Genomic DNA, 18,527 nt, shown 5'->3' with positions numbered 1-18,527 from the left:
GTGGGGAGGTGGGGAGGTGGGGAGATGGGGAGACAAGGAGAATAACTCCAAACTCCTAACTCCTAACTCCTAACTCACCACTCACAACACCTTTCACCCATCCACAACAGATTTTTTAGAATCTAATTCTGGTAATATGGTTTCCATTGATTTTTGATTGACCACAACCTGAGAAAATAGCCACTCATAGCGATCGAGTGCTTGCTCTAATGAATAGTTTGCTTCGGCGAACTGTCTGCCTAGTTGACCTAGCTTGGCTGCTAAAGTCGGGTTGGTATATAAATTCTGCACTGCATCTGCTAAAGCATGGGGTGATTCTGGTTCCACAATTATGCCACCACCACTGAGTGCGATCGCTCTGGCCGCAGTACCGCTAGCGGGAACTGAACCCACAATGGGGCGACCGCTGGCCAAAAGGAGTGGTATTTTTGAAGGCATATTAAATGAAATTACATTGTGTTTTTGCACAATCAGCCCTACGTCTGATGCTGCTAGCATTTCTGGTAGTTTTTCTCGTGGCTGCAATGGTAGCAGCAAAACATTATCTGCTCCCTTCAATAAACAATATTGTTGTAACCTCTGCAATGCTCTTGATTCACCAACAATCACAAAGACAATATCCTTGAGGTGACGCAAGCAAATCGCTGCTTCTATTACTGTTTCTAAACCTTGTGTAAGGGCAATGTTTCCAGAATAAAGGACTACAAATTTGCCATCTAATTGATGTGTAGCTCTCCAGGAGTTTTCGTGTTTCGGTAAAGGACGAATGAAATTTATATTCACCCAATTGGGAATACAAACAATTTTGTTTACAGGTACTCCTTTATTCACTAAATTCTCACTAAACCCATCAGCAATGACGCTAATTTTGTGTGCAGTTTGATATGCTAATTTTTCTAAAGCTGCAAGAGTACGGATCATCCACTTGTTTTTCAGCAGCCCAACACGCACAGCTGCTTCTGGTAATATATCTTGCACATTCAAAATTAATGGACAGTTGTATAAGTAGCTAAATATTGTTGCTGGTAAGATACCTAGTAAAGGCGGAACTGTTAATATTATTGCATCTGGGCGATGGCCTTTAAAGGCTAGCGGTAAACTTGTAAAAATAAAGCTCAACTCCAATAACAACCGATCTACAAGGTTTGGTTTGGACTTGATTCGCACGTAACTTCGTTGGATTGTCACACCATTTTTGCGTTCTGTTACGTACCATTTACCCTGATACTCATCGTAAATCCGTCGCTGGGGATAATTGGGCATTGCAGTGATTACTCGCACTTCATGACCTCGCTTTACTAGTCCTTCTGCCAATTCAGTCATTAAGGGAGCAATTCCAATCGGCTCTGGATGATAGTTATAGGAATAGATCAGAATGTGCATGAGCTATTTGTGAGGTTGGTGAAAACAGCCAAAGAGCAGCAATTGATTGCTTTGAGTATGGACTGCTATTTTGTATTATTTAATTTAGGTTGTGAACAGGTTATGATTTTTTTAAATCACAACTCTATTGCCAACTGTTTGGAAATTTTCTCAGTAAATTTAGCAATTCTAACAGTTATTAATTATCAATTTTTTATTTTTGCTGCTGGGATAAAGTCCCTCCAATATCCAGTTATTAGCTACTAGTGTTAACTATTAGCTGAATTTAACTTTTTCACCATACTAGTGATGAATTTTTTGTCACTAAATTTAAATGGGAATTTAATCGTTAAATTTACTCATAGGGGATTGTAGCATTATATTTAATTTCATGCATGAAAGCCGCATTCCGGCTTTAAAAGTGGCACATAATGTATTGTGAACTACACCATTCTGTAACAAGGGACTAATAAAAAAATAACCAATCAGTGTCTAGTAGTTCGCTTTCGTGACTTAGCAGGGGAAAGGGGAAAGGGTAAAGGGGAAAGGGTAAAGGGGAAAGGGGAAAGGGTAAAGGGGAAAGGGGAAAGGGGAAAGGGGAAAGGGGAAAGGGTAAAGGGGAAAGGTTTTAAATCCTTTACCCTTTACCTCTTTTCGTTTCCCCAGCCCGAAAGAAGCGCATTTTTGGGTTGGTAGAGTACTAGGCAGGGGAAAATAATAACTCCCCAGTCACCAGTCACCAGTCATCAGTCATCAGTCATCAGTCAACAGTCATCAGTTAACACTTCCAATGCCCCATATCCAATCTTTTAAGTTTTTGCGCCTTGGATATCTAGAGAAAGCGATCGCACATTGGCTATAATTCCTTCTTGTTCCCAAGCGGTAGACATCGCTGCTGCCACAGCCTCTGAGTGTAACTCATCCGTCAAAGCTAACAGTGTCGGCCCTGCACCACTAATGACCATGCCATAAGCACCAGCTGTCACAGCTGCTAGATTGACAGCATCGTAACCAGGAATTAAAGCTTTGCGATAGGGCTGATGCAATTTATCTTGCAAAGCGGTTTTTATCCATTCTGGTTTACCGGTTTCCAAGCCACGCAATAATAAACCCAAATGTGCAGTATTAAAAATGGCATCTGCACGAGTGACTTGGGTTGGTAAAACCCGCCGTGCTTCGGAAGTGGAAAGTTCAAAATCGGGAATAGCTACAACTGGTATGATGTCTTGATGCCAAGGTACATCACAAATTTCCCAACCTGCACCACCAGAAGCAGCCAGCCGACATGCACCCAACAAAGCTGGAACTACATTATCAGGATGTCCTTCCATTGCGATCGCTAATTCCATCACCTGCGACTGACTCATGGGCGCACCTTCAAGCTGGTTCGCCGCAACCAACCCACCAACAATTGCTGTTGCTGAACTACCCAAACCCCTCGCCAGCGGTACACCCAGCTGAATTTCAATTTTCACCCCTGGCGGTGTCTGCTCTATGTGTTGATAGAATCTGAGAAATGCTTGGTACAGAAGATTGCTTTCATCGGTTTGTACTCGTTGAGCTTCTTCACCCGTGACAGCGATGCTGAATCCGCCCTCTTCCACACGAGTAAATTTAAAATGATTGTACAGCTTTAAAGCCGCACCGATACAATCAAAACCGGGCCCCAAATTAGCAGTTGTGGCGGGGACGGTAACAGTGACACTAGAAACAACAGACATCTGCAAATACTCCCTAATCGATCAACCAGCATCCCACGTATTGGTAGCACTTAGGAGCGATTTTTTGCTAGGTGTTGGGAATAGTTAAATCGTACTGTTACAGGACTTACGGAATAGTTACGATTTTAGGTGATTACGAATCTACTCCTACAAAGAAGCAAACGGTAGCAGGGTTTCTCTTAGAGAAGTAATCGCTAAAAACTCTGGAATTGCTTTTCTAGACTACGTTATAGTACCAATGACAATATCGGCATTGCGTAAGTCCTAGTTATTGAGAGCTAATTCGTTAACAAAAGCTTACACCAATTTTCATCTATTTGAGCCATATCTGTTGTAGGGGCGCAAGGCTTTGCACTCCTACCGCGTGGTCTATTTACCTGAAAATTGCTGTAAGAGGTAATGTATTTTCATGAAACTCCAATTAAACAACCACAAAATTATTGTTGGTTAATGACAATCGAGCAGTAACTGAAGCAAGTTTTATCTGAGTAAACCCAGATGCACTACCGTCTCGATCGAAGAACAATTCACCTGTAATGTTGTTGTAAATAAATCGTGCAGTGGTAGTAGTTGCAGATGCTCCAATGGTAAACTGATTTGCTTGGAGCGAAGATATTGACAACCCGCCACCAAAACCAGCAGCCGATACCTGAATCACATCATTAGTTGTGTTGAAGTCATAAATAGTATCAACACCATTATTGAAAGTATTGAAAACAAAGGTATCTTTCCCATTCCCTCCATAAAGGGTATCATTACCGCTCCCACCTGTGAGAATGTCATCGCCATTACCACCTTTGAGGGTGTTATTTCCTGAGGCAACAAAGGCACTAAGAGTATCATTACCATCGCCACCATCAAGTAGATTATCGCCTGATGAATAGTCTACATCTATGATGTCGTCGCCAGACCCACCATTGAGGGTGTTATTTCCCGAAGCAGTAATGCCTGCGTCGTCTAACAAGAATTCTTCAAAGGAGGCACTAAGAGAATCATTGCCATCGCCACCATTGAGTAGATTATCGCCTAATCCATAGTCTACATCTATGATGTCATCGCCAGCGCCACCATTGAGGGTGTTATTTCCTGAGGAATAAATGCCTCCGGAGAAGAAGAATGATTCGCTAGAGGAGGCACTAAGGGAATCATTGCCATCGCCACCATTGAGTAGATTATCGCCTAATCCATAGTCTACACTTATGATGTCGTCGCCAGCGCCACCATTGAGGGTGTTATTTCCTGAGGAATAAATGCCTCCGTAATAGTAGATGTATTCGCTAGAGGAGGCACTAAGGGAATCATTGCCATCGCCACCATTGAGTAGATTATCGCCTAACGAATAGTTAGCACGTAAGTAATCGTTACCAGCGCCACCGTTGAGGGTATTATTGCCAGAAACGGCAAAGGAAGGGTATTCAATTCCAAAGGAGCCAGAGGCACTCAGAAAATCATTGCCATCGCCACCATTGAGTAGATTATTGCCTGTTGAATAATCAGCATATAAGGAATCCTCACCAGTACCACCGTTGAGAGTATTATTGCCAGACCCATAGCCAGCTAAATCGTATCCGCTGAATCGGCCAGAGGCGCTAAGAGAATCATTGCCACTGTCCCCATAGAGTAGGTTATCGCCCGTTGGATAGACAGCATCCAAGGTATCGTTACCGCTTCCACCAATCAGGGTATTATTTCCCGCATTGCCCCTTAAAAGGTCGTTGCCACTCTTGCCATTAATGATGTCATTACCTCCTTGACCATTAATGACATCATCTGAGTTGTCAAAACCGTTGACATTGTTGTTCAGGTCATTGAGGAAGGTGACTGTGTTTTTTTTGAAGACCGTGCTTTGGGTGGAGTTGGCATCGAAGACATCAAAGCTGTCTGTGATGCTAGTTTGTCCGTCAAACAGGATATTGCCGACCTGAGCGAGATTATCTAGGTTTTCTAGGGCAAAGTTTTGCAGGATAACTTTGGAAACAAACGTCCTTTCAAAAGTTATTTCTAAGTTGTTACCATTTTGAGTTAATAGCAGGTTTCTCGGAGTGAAAATACTGTAACCAGTTTCAAATTGCAAGGTATCCAAAGAGGCGAGGGTTGCAGTTGAAGGGTTTGAGCCTTTACCAATGCCACCAAAATCAGTGATGGTAATGACACCAGTGCGATCGAAATTAAAGTTTACAACAAATTTATCCTTGCCGCCGCCACCAGTTATGAAGGTATTCTCTTGAGAATAGGGAGCAGCAAAATAACTATAGAACGTGTCATTCCCATTGCCACCGTTTAAGGTGTCCCCAGTATCACCAAAGAGAGTATCATTGCCATCACCCCCAAAGAGTAAATTATTGTCTTTAATATAGGAACTGTTGAAAATGTCAAAAATATAGTTACCAATGAGGGTGTCATTTCCTGCACCACCAATGAGAGTATCATTCCCCTCAGCACCCCTCAAAAGGTCGTTGCCACTCTTGCCATCGATGATGTCATTACCCCCTTGACCATTGATGACATCATTTGAGTTGTCAAAGCCGTTGACATTGTTGTTTAGGTCATTAAGGAACGTGACCGTATTCTTTTTGAAGACGGTGGTTCGGGTAGAGTTGGCATCGAAGACATCAAAGCTGTCAGTAATCTTAGTTTGCCCATCAAAGAGGATATTGCCTGAGTCTACAGTGGCTCCAGTAGATTTAGTGAGGTTATCTAGGTTTTCCAAGGCAAAGTTATTCAGAGTGATGGTTGTGATGAAAGAGTTGCTTTCAAACTTGATTTCCAAATTTGTGCCATTCTGAGTCAGGAGCATATTTTGGGCAGTCAACTCATCACCAACGAATTTGATGATATCGGCTTCGGCAACCACATCTGCTGAAGGATTTGTGCCTTTACCGACTCCACCAAAATCAGTTATGGTATCTCTTTGGTAAATTCTGAAGCCATCGTTGTTATCAATTTGGTTGAAAACAAATATATCTTGGCCACCACCACCAGTTAAAATGTCGCTATCTTCTTGGCCTGTGATGATATCGTTCCCTTCTAGACCATTAATCGTGTCACTGCTCAGGGTACCTACTAACGTATCATCACTTATAGTTCCAATGATGTTTCCAATGATGTTTGCCATAACTTTTACCTACCTTAATGGGTTGTTTCAGGAACTTCAGTTTTCAAGTTGCTGTTTGTGCTTTCGGACACAAAAATTCGCTTAAATTTGACGTTTTCGGAATATTGTGTACGCCAATTTTGATACAAAACAATATTCATTCATCGGATATTCACCTTGCAGGTGACTTTTACCCCTCACTTGTCCAACAATGTGAGATTATCTAAGTCTTAAGCACTATACAAATTAATCAATGTCTGTATTGCAGACATTGACTCATTTTGGATTTTTTAAGCATATCTGTTCGGTAGAAATCAAGAACAAACATTAAAAAACAAGCCTTAATGCCTAAAAACCACTCTTAATATTTGGTTTTGCCAGTGCCTAAGTCCTGATAGCTGGAAAATAGGAAAGAGTTAACTATTGAGCCAGGAAAAAAATTTTTATACTCTCCTTGTAAGTAATTATCTTTATATATGTACCTTGAGAGGGCAGAACATCAGATATATTACCGTGTTTACTTAGATATATTTGTTTGCAAAATATATCTTTGCATACTCTTTACATTACTCATCGTTAGTATAATTACGAATATTTTTATGTATTATCAAACAAAGGCAGAGGGCAGAAGCTCTTTATGGATTTATCGCTAAACAAAATTCATATATCTTCAGTACTCTCTATTGTGTGGGGTATTTGGGTAAATGCGATCGCTAAGGCTGCGATCGCCATATTAATTTGTTCTTCTGTATGCAGACAACTAATAAAAAATCGCAGGCGTGCAGCATGATTAGCCACGGCTGGATAAATCATAGGTTGAACGTTGATCCCTGCTTGAAACAGAAAATGCGAAAGCTGAATGCAGGTTAAGGAATTGCCCACCACAATGGGAATGATTGGAGAATTTTGGCTTGTACCTGTATTCCAACCCTGAGTTTGAGCTAGGTTTAAAAAGTACTGCGATCGCTGTTGCAATGTTTTGACTTTTGTGGGTTCAGTTTTGAGTAAACGCAAAGCTGCTAAAGCCGCGGCGGTATTTGCGGGAGATAATCCCACACTGTAAACAAAACCAGGAGCTGTGTATTTTAAATAACTCACCAAGGCAACAGACCCGGCAATATAGCCGCCACAACTGGCAAAAGCTTTACTGAGTGTTCCCATCCACAAGTCTACATCGGTTGGCTGTACGCCAAAAAACTCAGCAATACCCCGTCCGTGTTCCCCCAGTACGCCGATGGAATGGGCTTCGTCTACCATAAGCAAGGCTTTGTGGCGTTGCTTGAGTTCAATAAACCGGGGTAAATCTGGGATATCGCCATCCATGCTATAAATGCCTTCAATCACAATCAAAACTCGGCGATAATATTGACGCTGGTCTTGTAGCATTTCATCTAAAGCTTGCCAATCGTTATGAGGAAAAGGTATGGCTTTCGCACCAGATAAAGTGCAGCCTTGCAAAATACTATTGTGGCTGAGGGCATCGTAAAAAATTAAATCTTGGGAATGAAACAAATGTCCAATAGTAGTAACATTAGTGGCATGACCGCTGACATAAACGATGCAATCTTCTGTACCAATTAAATCTGCAATTTCTCGTTCTAATTCTTGATGTAGAAGACGTTCCCCGGATGCCAAACGGCTGGCACCAACGGATGTACCATAGCGATCGATGGCTTCTTTAGCTGCTGCGGAAACTATTGCATCTCCTGATAAACCCAAATAATTGTAAGTTGAAAAATTAATCAGCCTACGTCCTTGAATTTGAGTACAATCTCTAGTGAGAGATTCCTGCATTTGAAAATAAGGATTGGGAATTTCTAAAGTTTGAATTTGGGTTAATCTTTGCTGGAATTGTGTATATTCTGGAAAAGATTCAAATTGATAGTATTCTGTGGGAATTTGAGTTAAAGGTTGTTGGTTTTGGTTGCTGAGTTCTTTGGCTAAATATGCTGCTAAGGTGGCGATGTCTGCAAAGTTTTGCAGTGTATAGATGTTGAGTAAATAGCCAGACCAAACCTCTAGGTCTTGGATGAATTTTGCTACTTGCAAAGAATCCAAACCATAGGTTTCAAAAGATTCCCTTTGGTGAATGGATTCTCTGGGAATATTCAATTTCGCCGCTAACCATTGAGATATCCAATTTTGAATCGATTCGATGTTATATTCCTGGACATATTCTTTTAAATGAATAGGTTGGGGAATATCTGTCGATTCTGAGTTGACAATTGAAAAATTACCCGACAAAAAATTTTCACGGCAAGCTAAGCGTTGAATTTTGCCACTGGAGGTTTTCGGAAGAGTTCCGGGTTTGATGAGCAAGACTCGATAAACTTGTAAATCATGTTCTTGCAACACAGATTGGCGAATGGTTTTGACAACTTCCTGGGCATTCAAATTTCGCAAAAAAGTCCGCTTCACTTCACAAACAACAATTAAGCGTAGACTTAGCCCGTCATAGCGAAAAGTTGAGCCAGTGCGTTCCTGTCGCTCTGGGTCGGAAAGCAACTGGCGTGGAGCCGAGGTTTCCTCCGAGCCAAACTTTTCAAGGTAAACATCGCCTGCACCCATCTCAACACAAAAGGCTGCACTACTGTGATCGGCTAACGCTGGGTGACTAGTTTCTACTGTTTGTTCGATGTCTTGGGGGTAATAATTTCGTCCTCGAATCACTAATAAATCCTTCAGACGACCCGTAACAAACAATCCTGCTTCATCGTCCCAAAACCCTAAATCTCCGGTTCGCAAAAACGGCCCCTCTCCCGTATCGGCTAGATAAGCATGAAATGTTTTCTCGGTTTCCTTGGGTCGATTCCAATATCCCTGCGCTACACTCTCACCAGCAACCCAAATTTCTCCCACTTGTCCTGGTTTGCACTCAGTTAAGGAAACTGGATTAACAATGGTCACCGTTTGATTAAACCAAGGATGACCGCAACTAACTAATTTTCTATCGTTTTTGGTGGTGTTGTCGCTAATCACTTGGTTTTGCTCTAAAGCTTTGGCATCGCAAACCTTAATCTTGGGGACTTCAGCTTTCTTGACTCCAGTAACTAACAACGTTGTCTCTGCCATTCCATAACAAGGTTGGAAACTACTAAGGCGAAATCCGTAGGGCGAAAATTGTCTAGTAAAAGACTCCAGAGTTTCGGCGCGAATTGGTTCAGCACCATTGAGAGCAAGTTCCCAACTGCTTAAATCCAGATTTTCTAATTCCTTCGGCCTTATATTCTGCACGCAGAGATCGTAAGCAAAGTTAGGCCCTGCACTCACAGTGACCTTATATTTTGAAATTGCTTTTAGCCAACGTATCGGCTTTTGTAAAAATGCCATCGGTGGCATGATGATTAAAGGAAATCCCCCGGACAGGGGTTGCAGTATGCATCCGATTAATCCCATATCGTGGTATGGCGGTAACCAAGAAAATCCAACATCGGGAACATCAGGACTTTTCTCTAAGAATTGCAGGATGGCTGTGCAGTTGTGCAGCAAATTCCTGTGAGAAACCATTACTCCCTTGGGAATTCCAGTGGAACCAGAGGTGTATTGTAGCAATGCTAGGGTATTGGATTCCACCGCTACAGGTGTAAAGTCATCTGCGGAGGTCACTATTTTATCAGTTAAAACCCAATGCAAATTTTTAAATGTTGGTTCATTCGTTCCATATTGCTCAATCAATTGGAACATATCTGCGGTGGTTAGTAACAACGTAGCTTCAGCGTCTCGAATAATCGCTTGCAACCTTGATAGTTTTTGGTTGCGTTTGGGTGGATAGGCAGGTACAGCAATAATTCCAGCATAGACACAGGCAAAAAAGCCTGCAATAAAGTCTAATCCAGGGGGGTAAAGTAGTAAGGCTCTATCTCCTGGCGAGCAAAGACATTGGAGATGAGCAGCCATCGCCTTTACTCGATTTTCCAACTCTTGGTAACTTAGACGTTGAGTTTCTATTTCACCATCTTGAAGAAAAATGTAAGCTTCCTGATGCGGCTGGTTTTTCACTCGTTGGTGTAGCAAATCTATGAGTGTTTTTTTCTGCCCAAAGAGATGAGATTTAGTTTGAAAGTCTACCATTGCGATCGTCACTTTAACAACTGAGTGTCAACAAAGAATAAAACAAGATTCAGAATTCACAAATTCAGAATTCAGAATACTCTACCTATAAAGGGATAAAGTTTTAATCAAAAAAAATTTTTAATATTACTTTTACGCACTAGGGCAAGGTTTTAAACCAATATTCAGACGCGACGCTCGTTCGCGCAGCGTGCCGTAGGCAAGACTCACTACCGCTCCGCTATCACCCATTCGGACTTCAATTCATCCTGAATCGTAGCTTGTGAGTTGGGAATTATTCTTAATAAATTTTTACACTGAATAGTTGAAGTTTTGCTAATAGTTGCAATTTTATTTTGATTTTTGCGAATTCTAAACTTACGTGAATTGGATATTTCTGCTGTGAGAAACTAAGAAAAACCAATTTTGTCAATCAGCTAAAATACTCAAAAAACTTGACTAGAATCCGGTGCGATCGCTTAATTCAAAATTGCTGAGTGTAAATATTTAATTAAATATGCGGTTAAACAAGCTGATAATAAACCCAAACAGAAAACTCCAGCCATAAGATACTGGCTGGGGTTTACTTTATGATTTATTACAGCAATTTTCAGGTAAATAAACCACGTTGCAGAGGTAAACAACCGTTTACCCCCACCAGGGATTGTGGTTCAAATAGATGAAAAGTGCTGTAATGTAACTCCAAAAAATAAATTATTCTGGTTACAGTCGTTGACTGTTGACTGTTGACTGCTGACTGTCAACCGTCAACAGTTAACACTCTTCCGTAGAATATTTTTTTAATTGGAAGTCCCTTAATCTTCATGGCGTAACTGCCATGCTGCACCAAAAGCTGCTCCAGCCCCGGCTAATAATCCCGTACTCATACCTTGAATAGTTTTTTCAACTGGATCTTGTGTTAGGCAATCACTTGTAACTTTGCTATCTTGCAAACACAGATTGCTTTCTGCCCAACTAGCAGTACCTCCTAAAATTACACCAGTGATACTACAGGAAACAACTAGCAGCAAAAGGCGTCGGGTTTTTCTATTTTTTCTATCCATAGATGGATGTGTTAAAGATAAGATTAGCTAACTGATCTTCAACTACTTTACACATCTTGACTGTTAATGTCATTAGTTATTTAGTCATTAGTCATTAGTCATTGGTCATCAGACTTCTTAAAGTGCTTTTTGCACCCTTGTGGAAAAAGGGATGCATCTTTATTGGCGAAAGGGAAAATACCAAACCTTTCCCCCTTTCCCCTTCCCCTTTTCCCTACTTATGCAAGAAGTCTAATGACTTTTTTGGTGACGTACTTCAACTACAGTATGAACATTGCCACGAGGGCTGAAATCTGCTTTTACTGTGACTTCTAATGGGTCGCAAGCTGCGACGAAATCATCCAAAATTTGATTAGCAGATTCTTCGTGAGAAATATAGCGATCGCGATAACTATTAATGTAAAGTTTGAGTGCCTTCAACTCTACTACTCGTTCATCAGGCACATAGGTAATATAAATAGTCGCAAAATCAGGATACCCCGAAAATGGGCATTTGCAAGTAAATTCCGGCAAGCTAATACTAACATCGTATCGCCTTCCCACACGCGGATTCGGAAAGGTAATTAATTCGCCTTCTGCTATATTACGCTCGCCATACTTCATTTCTTGGGTTGGCTGAGATACACTTTCAGATAAATTGTTATTAGTCATTGGTCATTAGTCATTGGTCATTGGTCATTAGTCATTTCTTGTCCTGCTTCCTTGTCTCCCTCATCCCCCCACCTCCCCATCTCCTCAACACTCTTCCTTCTCCCAGTCTGGACAAATCTCATCTTCATAACCGTGGGGGTGCATGGCACAAACTAATAAGTTACCGCCATAAACTTGACCGTGGTAGTGAGTACAACCCATACAAGCGGGATTTTTTTCAGCTGTTGGTTCCACTGAATACGGAAAACCCGGATCTATATCTGCCATAACCTCTTCTAAGTCGCAGTAAGCTTCCATCATCGGTTCGGCTAAATCTTGTAAACACCTATCGACCTCAGTGATAATGTTACTGTGTACTTGCTCAGTAATTTCTTCCGTTAAGTCAAAAATGGCGTCTACCATTTCCCCCATTCCCAGGAAGAAACGCTCTACTTCATCTGCTACTGTTTCTACTATTTCTATGAAATCTTTTTGCCACTGTTCCATAAAATTAATGCCTTTAGAGGCTATAAACAGGACGTTTTTTAGTGTCTAATTTTATGTACGAAAGTACAAATCAGGCAATGTATGATACCAATTTTATATATATATTCCTGTGTCCAACTGCTAGTTATTACTGAATTTAGAGGTATGTAAAACTTCTTACTAATCGCGTTGCAATCGTTTTAACTCTTCTTGCAGTTCTAGCACTTGTTCGCGTAATTGATCTACGTTGTCAGTTGATGCTTCTTTCACCGTCGGTTCTTCATCTTCCTCTAAAATTTCGATGCGGCGAGGTTCTGAAGAAGGAGTTTTTTGTGGGTTTTCAGCAGATGCTTGGGGTTGTTGGGCTTGCGTCATCATATCTTCCACAAAGCGCCGTGCTTCTTCTGTGGTCATTTCGCCCTTGGCCACCATTTCATCTGCCAGTTTTTGGACTTGCGATCGCAGTTCGGCTAATTTCCCCCCTGCTTTTTCGCCAGCGTAAGAAGCTAGTCCTACACCAAGGTAAAAAGCTTTTTGAACAATATCTCCAAAACCAGGCATTGCTGCTGAACGCTCCTAAAAATAGGGCGACCCGGAGACTACGCCTACTACAAGCCTCCCGTGTTGCTGCTACCTTCCGGTTCTGACAAGGTTTGGGTGTTGCAGTCGCATAGATCCAGGTCTTATAAAAGCATAACATTAAAATTCAATAAATGTGTCTTACTCCATAACAATTCGCCATTCATAAAGTTGGTAGTGGACACAACCGTGTTGTACCAATGGATCGCTAGCTACAATCGCTTCTGCCTCAGCCATTGAGGCTGCCTCAAACAGCAACATCCCCCCTCGTGCTTCTGCCCAATAGCCTGTTCGCGCTTTGTGTCCTTTTGCAATCAACTCTTGAACGTAGGCTTTATGGGCGGGTACGTATTGGTCAAAGGTAGATTTATCGACTTTACCTTGTTCAATTTTGACAAATATTGGCATCTTCTCACTAGCTCTCATAGCAAAGGACTTTTACTCAAGTTATTACTTTTTTTGACTAGCAATGAAAAATCAAGATTTTTCCGTTTTTCTTGATATCGGAATGCTTAACGTTACGTTCATAATTCCTTAATGGTCATGCAAGGAAACTTAAGACCTTTAATAATAATTGTCTTAACTGTCTTAACTGTCCTCTTAACTGTCTTAACTGTCCTTGTATTCTTGTAACACCAATGAGATGATACTACTGTTGTAAACAAGAAAAATAAATTTATGTCTGACATCAAAAAGCTTGGTCAATCATGGATATTTAATTGGTTCTTTGGTTTTACCCAGGTTCCTACAGATGAGGATTGTTGCATTTATATGAAATCAGTTTTATGTTGTGCAAAAGGAGATGGAATTCTTTCCCAAGAAGAAAAAGATTGGGCTATTGGATTCTGTGCATCTTGGGGAGTACCAGACTGGGTGATTGAAGAGCTAAAAGCATATCAAGCAGATGAAGATTTAGAAGAAGTAATTGCTCGTTCTCCTCAGGTTTCCATAGCACAGAGAGATTTACTCCTCACAGCAATTAGGGCTTGTGCTGCTGATGGAGAATTTCATCCAGAGGAAAAGGCAAAAATTCGGCAAATGGCTTCTATTATAGGCGTCTCGGAAGAGGTAGTAGAGCAGTTAGAGCAGCTACAAAAAGAAGAATTAGCACTACGCGAGAAGCGGGTTAAGCTCTTATATCCTGAAAAAAGTCCCTATTAACATAAAATCTACTATATCTGAAGTAGCGATGCTGAACACAAACACCAAATCAAAAGATTTACTTATTTTTTAATTAGTTTTTGTCAGAGCGATCGCAATCTTTGAGATAGCAATTTTCCAATGCTTCCTCCAGCAAACCAAAAGTGAATAAAACTTCAGGAAACTAACTCTAACATTACCAGGTAAGGCTGGAGGAAAATTAAAAACCTCAGTTGTGTGTAAGTCTATCAAAATTTATTATAAGCATAAAAATGGAATTAGAAAAACCTCATTTAAAGTATAGAGAAGAGAGTGAGTTTATATTTCACATTTGTCAAAAGCTTCAAGATAGTTTATTGGAAGGTTGGCACTGTTTTAAAAAAAGTGAAGATTTTAAAATATTAAGTAACTTCTTTGATTTTTTATTAACAGCCGGATTTGACGAAAGTCAATACAGACAAAGTGTTCCTAATCCAGCATATGATAATGCTGCCAAAATAATTGGTAAAGGTTTTCTAGAAACTGCCAGAAATCTGGAAATTCAGTTTGATGAGATTTTTCCTGGCAGTTTTTCTACATCCCAAGAAATTGAAAACGCAGATTACGAAATTCGTGTGTTTAAGTTAAAAGCTTTTTATCGCAATCAACCATTATGTATTTTATTACTGAGATTTCCTCATTTTCATGAAAAATTTGGCTTTCCATCACCACCAGAGTTAGAAATTATAGAATTATATAAGATTCCTATTTAATTTTTGAAAAAGTATAGTATTAAGGGAACTCCAAAAAATAAAATATTCCAGTTAATACATTAACTGGAATATTTTTTTATTTGGAAGTTCCTAATTACCATAGGCGATTAAATTCAATGAGTCGTTTTTTCATTGCGCTTCTACCACCGCAAGACATTCAAGACTACGCTAATCAAATCAGGCAGTATTTTGCTGATAATTATGCCAGTCGTGGGGCACAAAATTCTCCGCCTCATATTACCTTGCAACCACCCTTTGAATGGGTAGACACTAACTTTTCATTGTTAGAGACATGTTTGAGAGAATTTGCTAAGGAACAAAAGTCAATACCAATTACACTTAGCGGTTTTGCAGCCTTTCCACCCCGCGTTATATATATAGATGTGGTGAGAAGTCCACAAATTTTGACTTTGCAAGCTAATTTAATGGCTTATGTAGAAAACAAGTTAAAAATTGTTGACAAAGTTTCTCAAACCAGACCTTTTGCGCCTCACATGACAGTTGCATTTAGAGATTTAACAAAACAAAATTTTAAAGCTGCTTGGCCAGAATTTGAAAAACGTCAGTTGTATTTTGAATTTATTGCTGAAAAATTAACCCTATTGCTACACGACGGTAAGCGATGGAATATTAAATCGGAGTTTAATTTTGATTTTGATGAATAATCAGTATTATTGTTCACTGTTGACTGTTGACTGTGAACAGGCAAATGTCATATTTATTATTTTTCAAATCGCTGTTCTGGCTGTGGTTGCTGTTGGCGGTTATTTGGTTGGAATTTTTCAAATAAAGCTGGTGGTGTGGCTTGGCGAAATGCACCACAATAGTGCATGGTCATAACTGCTTTAAAAGCCCAATGGTCTGATGGAACATCTGTAAAGGGATTTGGTAACGTTTCGGCTTGATTTTGAACGCAAGCATTCACAACTTCATTAGATGTTGCTGGAGTTTGAGTTACAGGTTCTTGAGATTTCACAGGAGTTATAAAGCTAGTAGTGGCTAGCACTATGGCTGTAGCTAGAATTTTGCGATTCATAATTTTTCTATAAATGGTAGCCGTTCCTAATGTTATACCACTTTGGGGTTTTTAGGGTTTAATAAATAATCAAGTGGACATGATATTATGTCTGGTTTTCTTAATTTTGAGTTTTGAGTTTTGAATTTGTATTTAGTTCCTAGACTACTGCCCAGGAACTATAACTTAACTAAGTGACTTCTAAATCGAAGAATATCCCACTATTGACAGTCAACAGTCAACAGTCATCAATCATCAATTTCAAAAGATTTTTTTGAAATTCTCTAATTTTGCCTGCATTAAGCGTTAGAAAAAATTGCCAGCATTAGTAAAACTACAACTAATCCTGTAATCCAAATAGCTAACGATCCCCAAACAACAGAATCTTGTTGTAGTTTCTGCCATAAATTAGTGACTGAGTTATTGCGAAATGCCATTTTCTAATCTCCAATTTTTATGATGTTTTTACTGAGTGATTTAAAACTCAGAATTGATTACAATCTAAAAACCAAACAAAAGTTTACAAAAAAATATTTATTGATGCTTAACTTAATTCTCCCACAAGTATCTGTTTACACTCCTTGGAAGCGGTATTTTGAGAGAATTCTTAATAATAGGTTAAGTATGTATAAAAAGTTTTTTGAAATCTAAAGCACGGAAATATTGACTTTACTTTTCTTTCATGAGTGTTTATCTAAAGTTAGAAATATATTAAAAATAGACAGCTTTTATTAGTGAGGTTAGTCAGTAATGGTGCAAGAAATTAGACAAAACGAGCCTCAATATATCTGTATCATTCCGGTTGATAAAATTACAGGTAACCAAGACGAAGAAATCATGAGCTTTGGTATATCTGCTGATGAGGCAAAAAATCAAGGCGAAAAATTATTAGCATCTACCTATGGTTGTAATCAATCGCAAGTTTGGGAATTGATGCAGCAAGCGCGAATTGAAACAATAGCTCAGTGGTGTGCCCCGAAATAGTATTAAACCTTGTCTATGTTGAAACCTGGAGTTTGGAATTATAGCAATCCCAAAACTTTTATTTGTCTTTTTTTGAGACCGAGATCTTGGCAACAGCAGCTTTTAGTAAGCACAATGGTGCAAACATTCAGCTAATCGGTATAAGGAGCCATTAATACTATGACCGACGCCAAGCATACTTCCCCACGCCGCCGTCGCTCTTGGGCAGAGCCATATAAAATCAAGGTGGTTGAGCCATTAAAAATGACTACTCGCGCTGAACGGGAAGAAGCGATCGCCCAAGCGGGTTACAATACCTTTTTGTTACGCTCTGAAGATGTTTACATTGATTTGTTGACTGATAGTGGCACCGCAGCCATGAGCGATTATCAATGGGCAGGTATGATGCTTGGTGATGAAGCTTATGCTGGTAGCAAGAACTTTTACAATTTAGAAGAAAACATTCAGAAATATTACGGCTATCGCTATATAGTCCCCACCCACCAAGGACGTGGCGCGGAAAACATTCTTTCTCAAATACTGATTAAACCAGGCGATTATATACCTGGCAATATGTATTTCACCACAACCAGGCTACATCAAGAATTAGCCGGCGGTACATTTGTGGATGTCATTATTGATGAAGCCCACAATGCCCAATCATTGCATCCATTTAAGGGTAATATAGATTTGCAAAAGCTCACAGACTTAATTGAGCGAGTCGGGGCAGAACGCATTCCCTATATCAGTGTTGCTGGAACCGTGAATATGGCTGCTGGACAGCCGATATCAATGGCTAATCTGCGGGAGGTACATCGGTTAGCCCAAACTCATGGTATCCGGATTATTCTTGACGCTACCCGTGCTGTGGAAAATGCTTACTTTATCCAACAGCGAGAAGAAGATTATAGGAATCAAGCGATCGCCACCATCTTACATGAATTTTGCTCCTACACCGACGGCTGCACCATGAGTGGCAAAAAAGATGCACTAGTGAATATCGGTGGTTGGCTGGCTCTCAATGACGAAAATCTCTACGAAGAAGCACGTAATTTAATAGTAATCTATGAAGGCTTACATACTTATGGCGGTATGGCTGGCCGGGATATGGAAGCTATGGCACGCGGTATCGAAGAATCAGTTAAAGACGATCATATTCGGGCGCGTGTCGGACAAGTTGAATATCTAGGACAAAAACTGTTAGATTGGGGCATTCCAATTGTTGTACCCATTGGTGGACATGCGATTTATTTGGATGCCAAACGCTTTTTACCACAAATTCCCCAAGAGGAATTTCCCGCACAACGCCTAGCAGCCGAACTGTACGTAGAAGCAGGTATTCGGGCAATGGAACGGGGTATCGTTTCTGCTGGACGCAGTAAAGAAACAGGAGATAATTATCATCCAGAGTTAGAACTAGTACGTTTAACTATTCCCCGCCGAGTGTATACCCAAGCTCACATGGATTTAACTGCTGAAGCAGTGGAAGAAGTTTATTATAATCGCGATCGCCTGCGGGGACTGAAGATGATTTACGAGCCAAAATATCTACGTTTCTTCCAAGCACGGTTTGAGTTGCTTTAAAACTGGCAATATTTTGTGAGACTGCTGTTGACAGTCAACAGTCAACGGTCAACAGTGAACACTCACCAATACCAATGGAATATTTTG

At 40.3% G+C, this 18,527-nt stretch carries 15 protein-coding genes, 1 other RNA gene and 1 pseudogene; 5 read left to right on the top strand and 12 right to left on the bottom strand.

Annotated elements, in window-relative coordinates; genetic code table 11:
* Positions 1–93: 93 nt before the first annotated feature.
* The 10 genes and pseudogenes from VF06_RS23025 to VF06_RS22975 form a co-directional block, all read right to left on the bottom strand.
* Positions 94–1,383: a glycosyltransferase family 4 protein gene (locus tag VF06_RS23025; RefSeq protein WP_099070268.1), complete on the bottom strand. Its 1,290-nt coding sequence runs from the start codon at positions 1,381–1,383 to the stop codon at positions 94–96.
* Between the two features lie 788 nt (positions 1,384–2,171).
* Positions 2,172–3,083: a homoserine kinase gene (gene thrB / locus VF06_RS23015; protein WP_099070270.1), complete on the bottom strand. Its 912-nt coding sequence runs from the start codon at positions 3,081–3,083 to the stop codon at positions 2,172–2,174.
* Positions 3,084–3,504: 421 nt separating this feature from the next.
* Positions 3,505–6,186, bottom strand: a pseudogene (locus VF06_RS23010) (beta strand repeat-containing protein); the annotation flags it as partial.
* Positions 6,187–6,837: 651 nt separating this feature from the next.
* Positions 6,838–10,248 (bottom strand): aminotransferase class I/II-fold pyridoxal phosphate-dependent enzyme, encoded by a 3,411-nt coding sequence (locus tag VF06_RS23005; protein WP_099070272.1) that lies wholly within the window; start codon positions 10,246–10,248, stop codon positions 6,838–6,840.
* A 794-nt stretch (positions 10,249–11,042) separates the two neighbouring features.
* Complete coding sequence (locus VF06_RS23000) at positions 11,043–11,291, bottom strand: hypothetical protein (RefSeq protein ID WP_099070273.1); 249 nt, start codon at positions 11,289–11,291, stop codon at positions 11,043–11,045.
* A 231-nt stretch (positions 11,292–11,522) separates the two neighbouring features.
* Complete coding sequence (gene queF / locus VF06_RS22995; protein WP_099070274.1) at positions 11,523–11,942, bottom strand: preQ(1) synthase; 420 nt, start codon at positions 11,940–11,942, stop codon at positions 11,523–11,525.
* Between the two features lie 84 nt (positions 11,943–12,026).
* Positions 12,027–12,428 carry a hypothetical protein gene (locus VF06_RS22990; RefSeq protein WP_099070275.1) on the bottom strand — a complete coding sequence of 134 codons (402 nt, stop codon included), beginning with the start codon at positions 12,426–12,428 and terminating at the stop codon, positions 12,027–12,029.
* Positions 12,429–12,587: 159 nt separating this feature from the next.
* Positions 12,588–12,968 carry a phasin family protein gene (locus tag VF06_RS22985; protein ID WP_099070276.1) on the bottom strand — a complete coding sequence of 127 codons (381 nt, stop codon included), beginning with the start codon at positions 12,966–12,968 and terminating at the stop codon, positions 12,588–12,590.
* Positions 12,969–12,993: 25 nt separating this feature from the next.
* Positions 12,994–13,090: signal recognition particle sRNA small type (ffs, locus tag VF06_RS22980), an RNA gene on the bottom strand.
* Positions 13,091–13,127: 37 nt separating this feature from the next.
* Positions 13,128–13,394 (bottom strand): YciI family protein, encoded by a 267-nt coding sequence (locus tag VF06_RS22975; RefSeq protein ID WP_099070277.1) that lies wholly within the window; start codon positions 13,392–13,394, stop codon positions 13,128–13,130.
* Between the two features lie 270 nt (positions 13,395–13,664).
* On the opposite strand from VF06_RS22975, the gene VF06_RS22970 reads away from it, so the two are divergent.
* From VF06_RS22970 to VF06_RS22960, 3 genes are all read left to right on the top strand, one after another.
* Entirely contained in the window at positions 13,665–14,147 is a 483-nt protein-coding gene (locus VF06_RS22970) for a TerB family tellurite resistance protein (protein WP_099070278.1), read from the top strand.
* Positions 14,148–14,398: 251 nt separating this feature from the next.
* Positions 14,399–14,878: a hypothetical protein gene (locus VF06_RS22965; protein WP_099070279.1), complete on the top strand. Its 480-nt coding sequence runs from the start codon at positions 14,399–14,401 to the stop codon at positions 14,876–14,878.
* A 116-nt stretch (positions 14,879–14,994) separates the two neighbouring features.
* Positions 14,995–15,543, top strand: a complete 549-nt coding sequence (locus VF06_RS22960; protein ID WP_099070280.1) for a 2'-5' RNA ligase family protein — start codon at positions 14,995–14,997, stop codon at positions 15,541–15,543.
* A 56-nt stretch (positions 15,544–15,599) separates the two neighbouring features.
* On the opposite strand, the gene VF06_RS22955 is transcribed toward VF06_RS22960, so the two are convergent.
* Positions 15,600–15,914 carry an S-layer protein gene (locus VF06_RS22955; protein ID WP_099070281.1) on the bottom strand — a complete coding sequence of 105 codons (315 nt, stop codon included), beginning with the start codon at positions 15,912–15,914 and terminating at the stop codon, positions 15,600–15,602.
* Positions 15,915–16,192: 278 nt separating this feature from the next.
* A complete protein-coding gene (locus tag VF06_RS41120; RefSeq protein ID WP_180267468.1) occupies positions 16,193–16,330 on the bottom strand; it encodes a hypothetical protein in 138 nt (45 codons plus the stop codon).
* A gap of 313 nt (positions 16,331–16,643) precedes the next feature.
* Here VF06_RS41120 and VF06_RS22945 point away from each other — a divergent pair, with 313 nt between their 5' ends.
* The gene (locus VF06_RS22945; RefSeq protein ID WP_099070283.1) at positions 16,644–16,877 is read left to right on the top strand and encodes a hypothetical protein; all 234 of its coding nucleotides are present in this window, start codon (positions 16,644–16,646) and stop codon (positions 16,875–16,877) included.
* A gap of 159 nt (positions 16,878–17,036) precedes the next feature.
* Positions 17,037–18,440, top strand: a complete 1,404-nt coding sequence (locus VF06_RS22940; RefSeq protein ID WP_099070284.1) for a tyrosine phenol-lyase — start codon at positions 17,037–17,039, stop codon at positions 18,438–18,440.
* Positions 18,441–18,527: the final 87 nt, after the last annotated feature.

The organism is Nostoc linckia z4, from assembly GCF_002608075.1.
GTDB classification, from domain to species: Bacteria; Cyanobacteriota; Cyanobacteriia; order Cyanobacteriales; family Nostocaceae; genus Nostoc; species Nostoc linckia.
Note: the sequence above shows the minus strand (reverse complement) of the source record. Positions and strands in the feature narration are given on the sequence as shown.

Bases quoted from the DNA above. Each gene is read 5' to 3' on its own strand.
- VF06_RS23025 (WP_099070268.1), bottom strand. From the start codon at position 1,383: ATGCACATTCTGATCTATTCCTATAACTATCATCCAGAGCCGATTGGA.
- thrB (WP_099070270.1), bottom strand. From the start codon at position 3,083: ATGTCTGTTGTTTCTAGTGTCACTGTTACCGTCCCCGCCACAACTGCT.
- VF06_RS23005 (WP_099070272.1), bottom strand. From the start codon at position 10,248: ATGGTAGACTTTCAAACTAAATCTCATCTCTTTGGGCAGAAAAAAACA.
- VF06_RS23000 (WP_099070273.1), bottom strand. From the start codon at position 11,291: ATGGATAGAAAAAATAGAAAAACCCGACGCCTTTTGCTGCTAGTTGTT.
- queF (WP_099070274.1), bottom strand. From the start codon at position 11,942: ATGACTAATAACAATTTATCTGAAAGTGTATCTCAGCCAACCCAAGAA.
- VF06_RS22990 (WP_099070275.1), bottom strand. From the start codon at position 12,428: ATGGAACAGTGGCAAAAAGATTTCATAGAAATAGTAGAAACAGTAGCA.
- VF06_RS22985 (WP_099070276.1), bottom strand. From the start codon at position 12,968: ATGCCTGGTTTTGGAGATATTGTTCAAAAAGCTTTTTACCTTGGTGTA.
- VF06_RS22975 (WP_099070277.1), bottom strand. From the start codon at position 13,394: ATGCCAATATTTGTCAAAATTGAACAAGGTAAAGTCGATAAATCTACC.
- VF06_RS22970 (WP_099070278.1), top strand. From the start codon at position 13,665: ATGTCTGACATCAAAAAGCTTGGTCAATCATGGATATTTAATTGGTTC.
- VF06_RS22965 (WP_099070279.1), top strand. From the start codon at position 14,399: ATGGAATTAGAAAAACCTCATTTAAAGTATAGAGAAGAGAGTGAGTTT.
- VF06_RS22960 (WP_099070280.1), top strand. From the start codon at position 14,995: ATGAGTCGTTTTTTCATTGCGCTTCTACCACCGCAAGACATTCAAGAC.
- VF06_RS22955 (WP_099070281.1), bottom strand. From the start codon at position 15,914: ATGAATCGCAAAATTCTAGCTACAGCCATAGTGCTAGCCACTACTAGC.
- VF06_RS41120 (WP_180267468.1), bottom strand. From the start codon at position 16,330: ATGGCATTTCGCAATAACTCAGTCACTAATTTATGGCAGAAACTACAA.
- VF06_RS22945 (WP_099070283.1), top strand. From the start codon at position 16,644: ATGGTGCAAGAAATTAGACAAAACGAGCCTCAATATATCTGTATCATT.
- VF06_RS22940 (WP_099070284.1), top strand. From the start codon at position 17,037: ATGACCGACGCCAAGCATACTTCCCCACGCCGCCGTCGCTCTTGGGCA.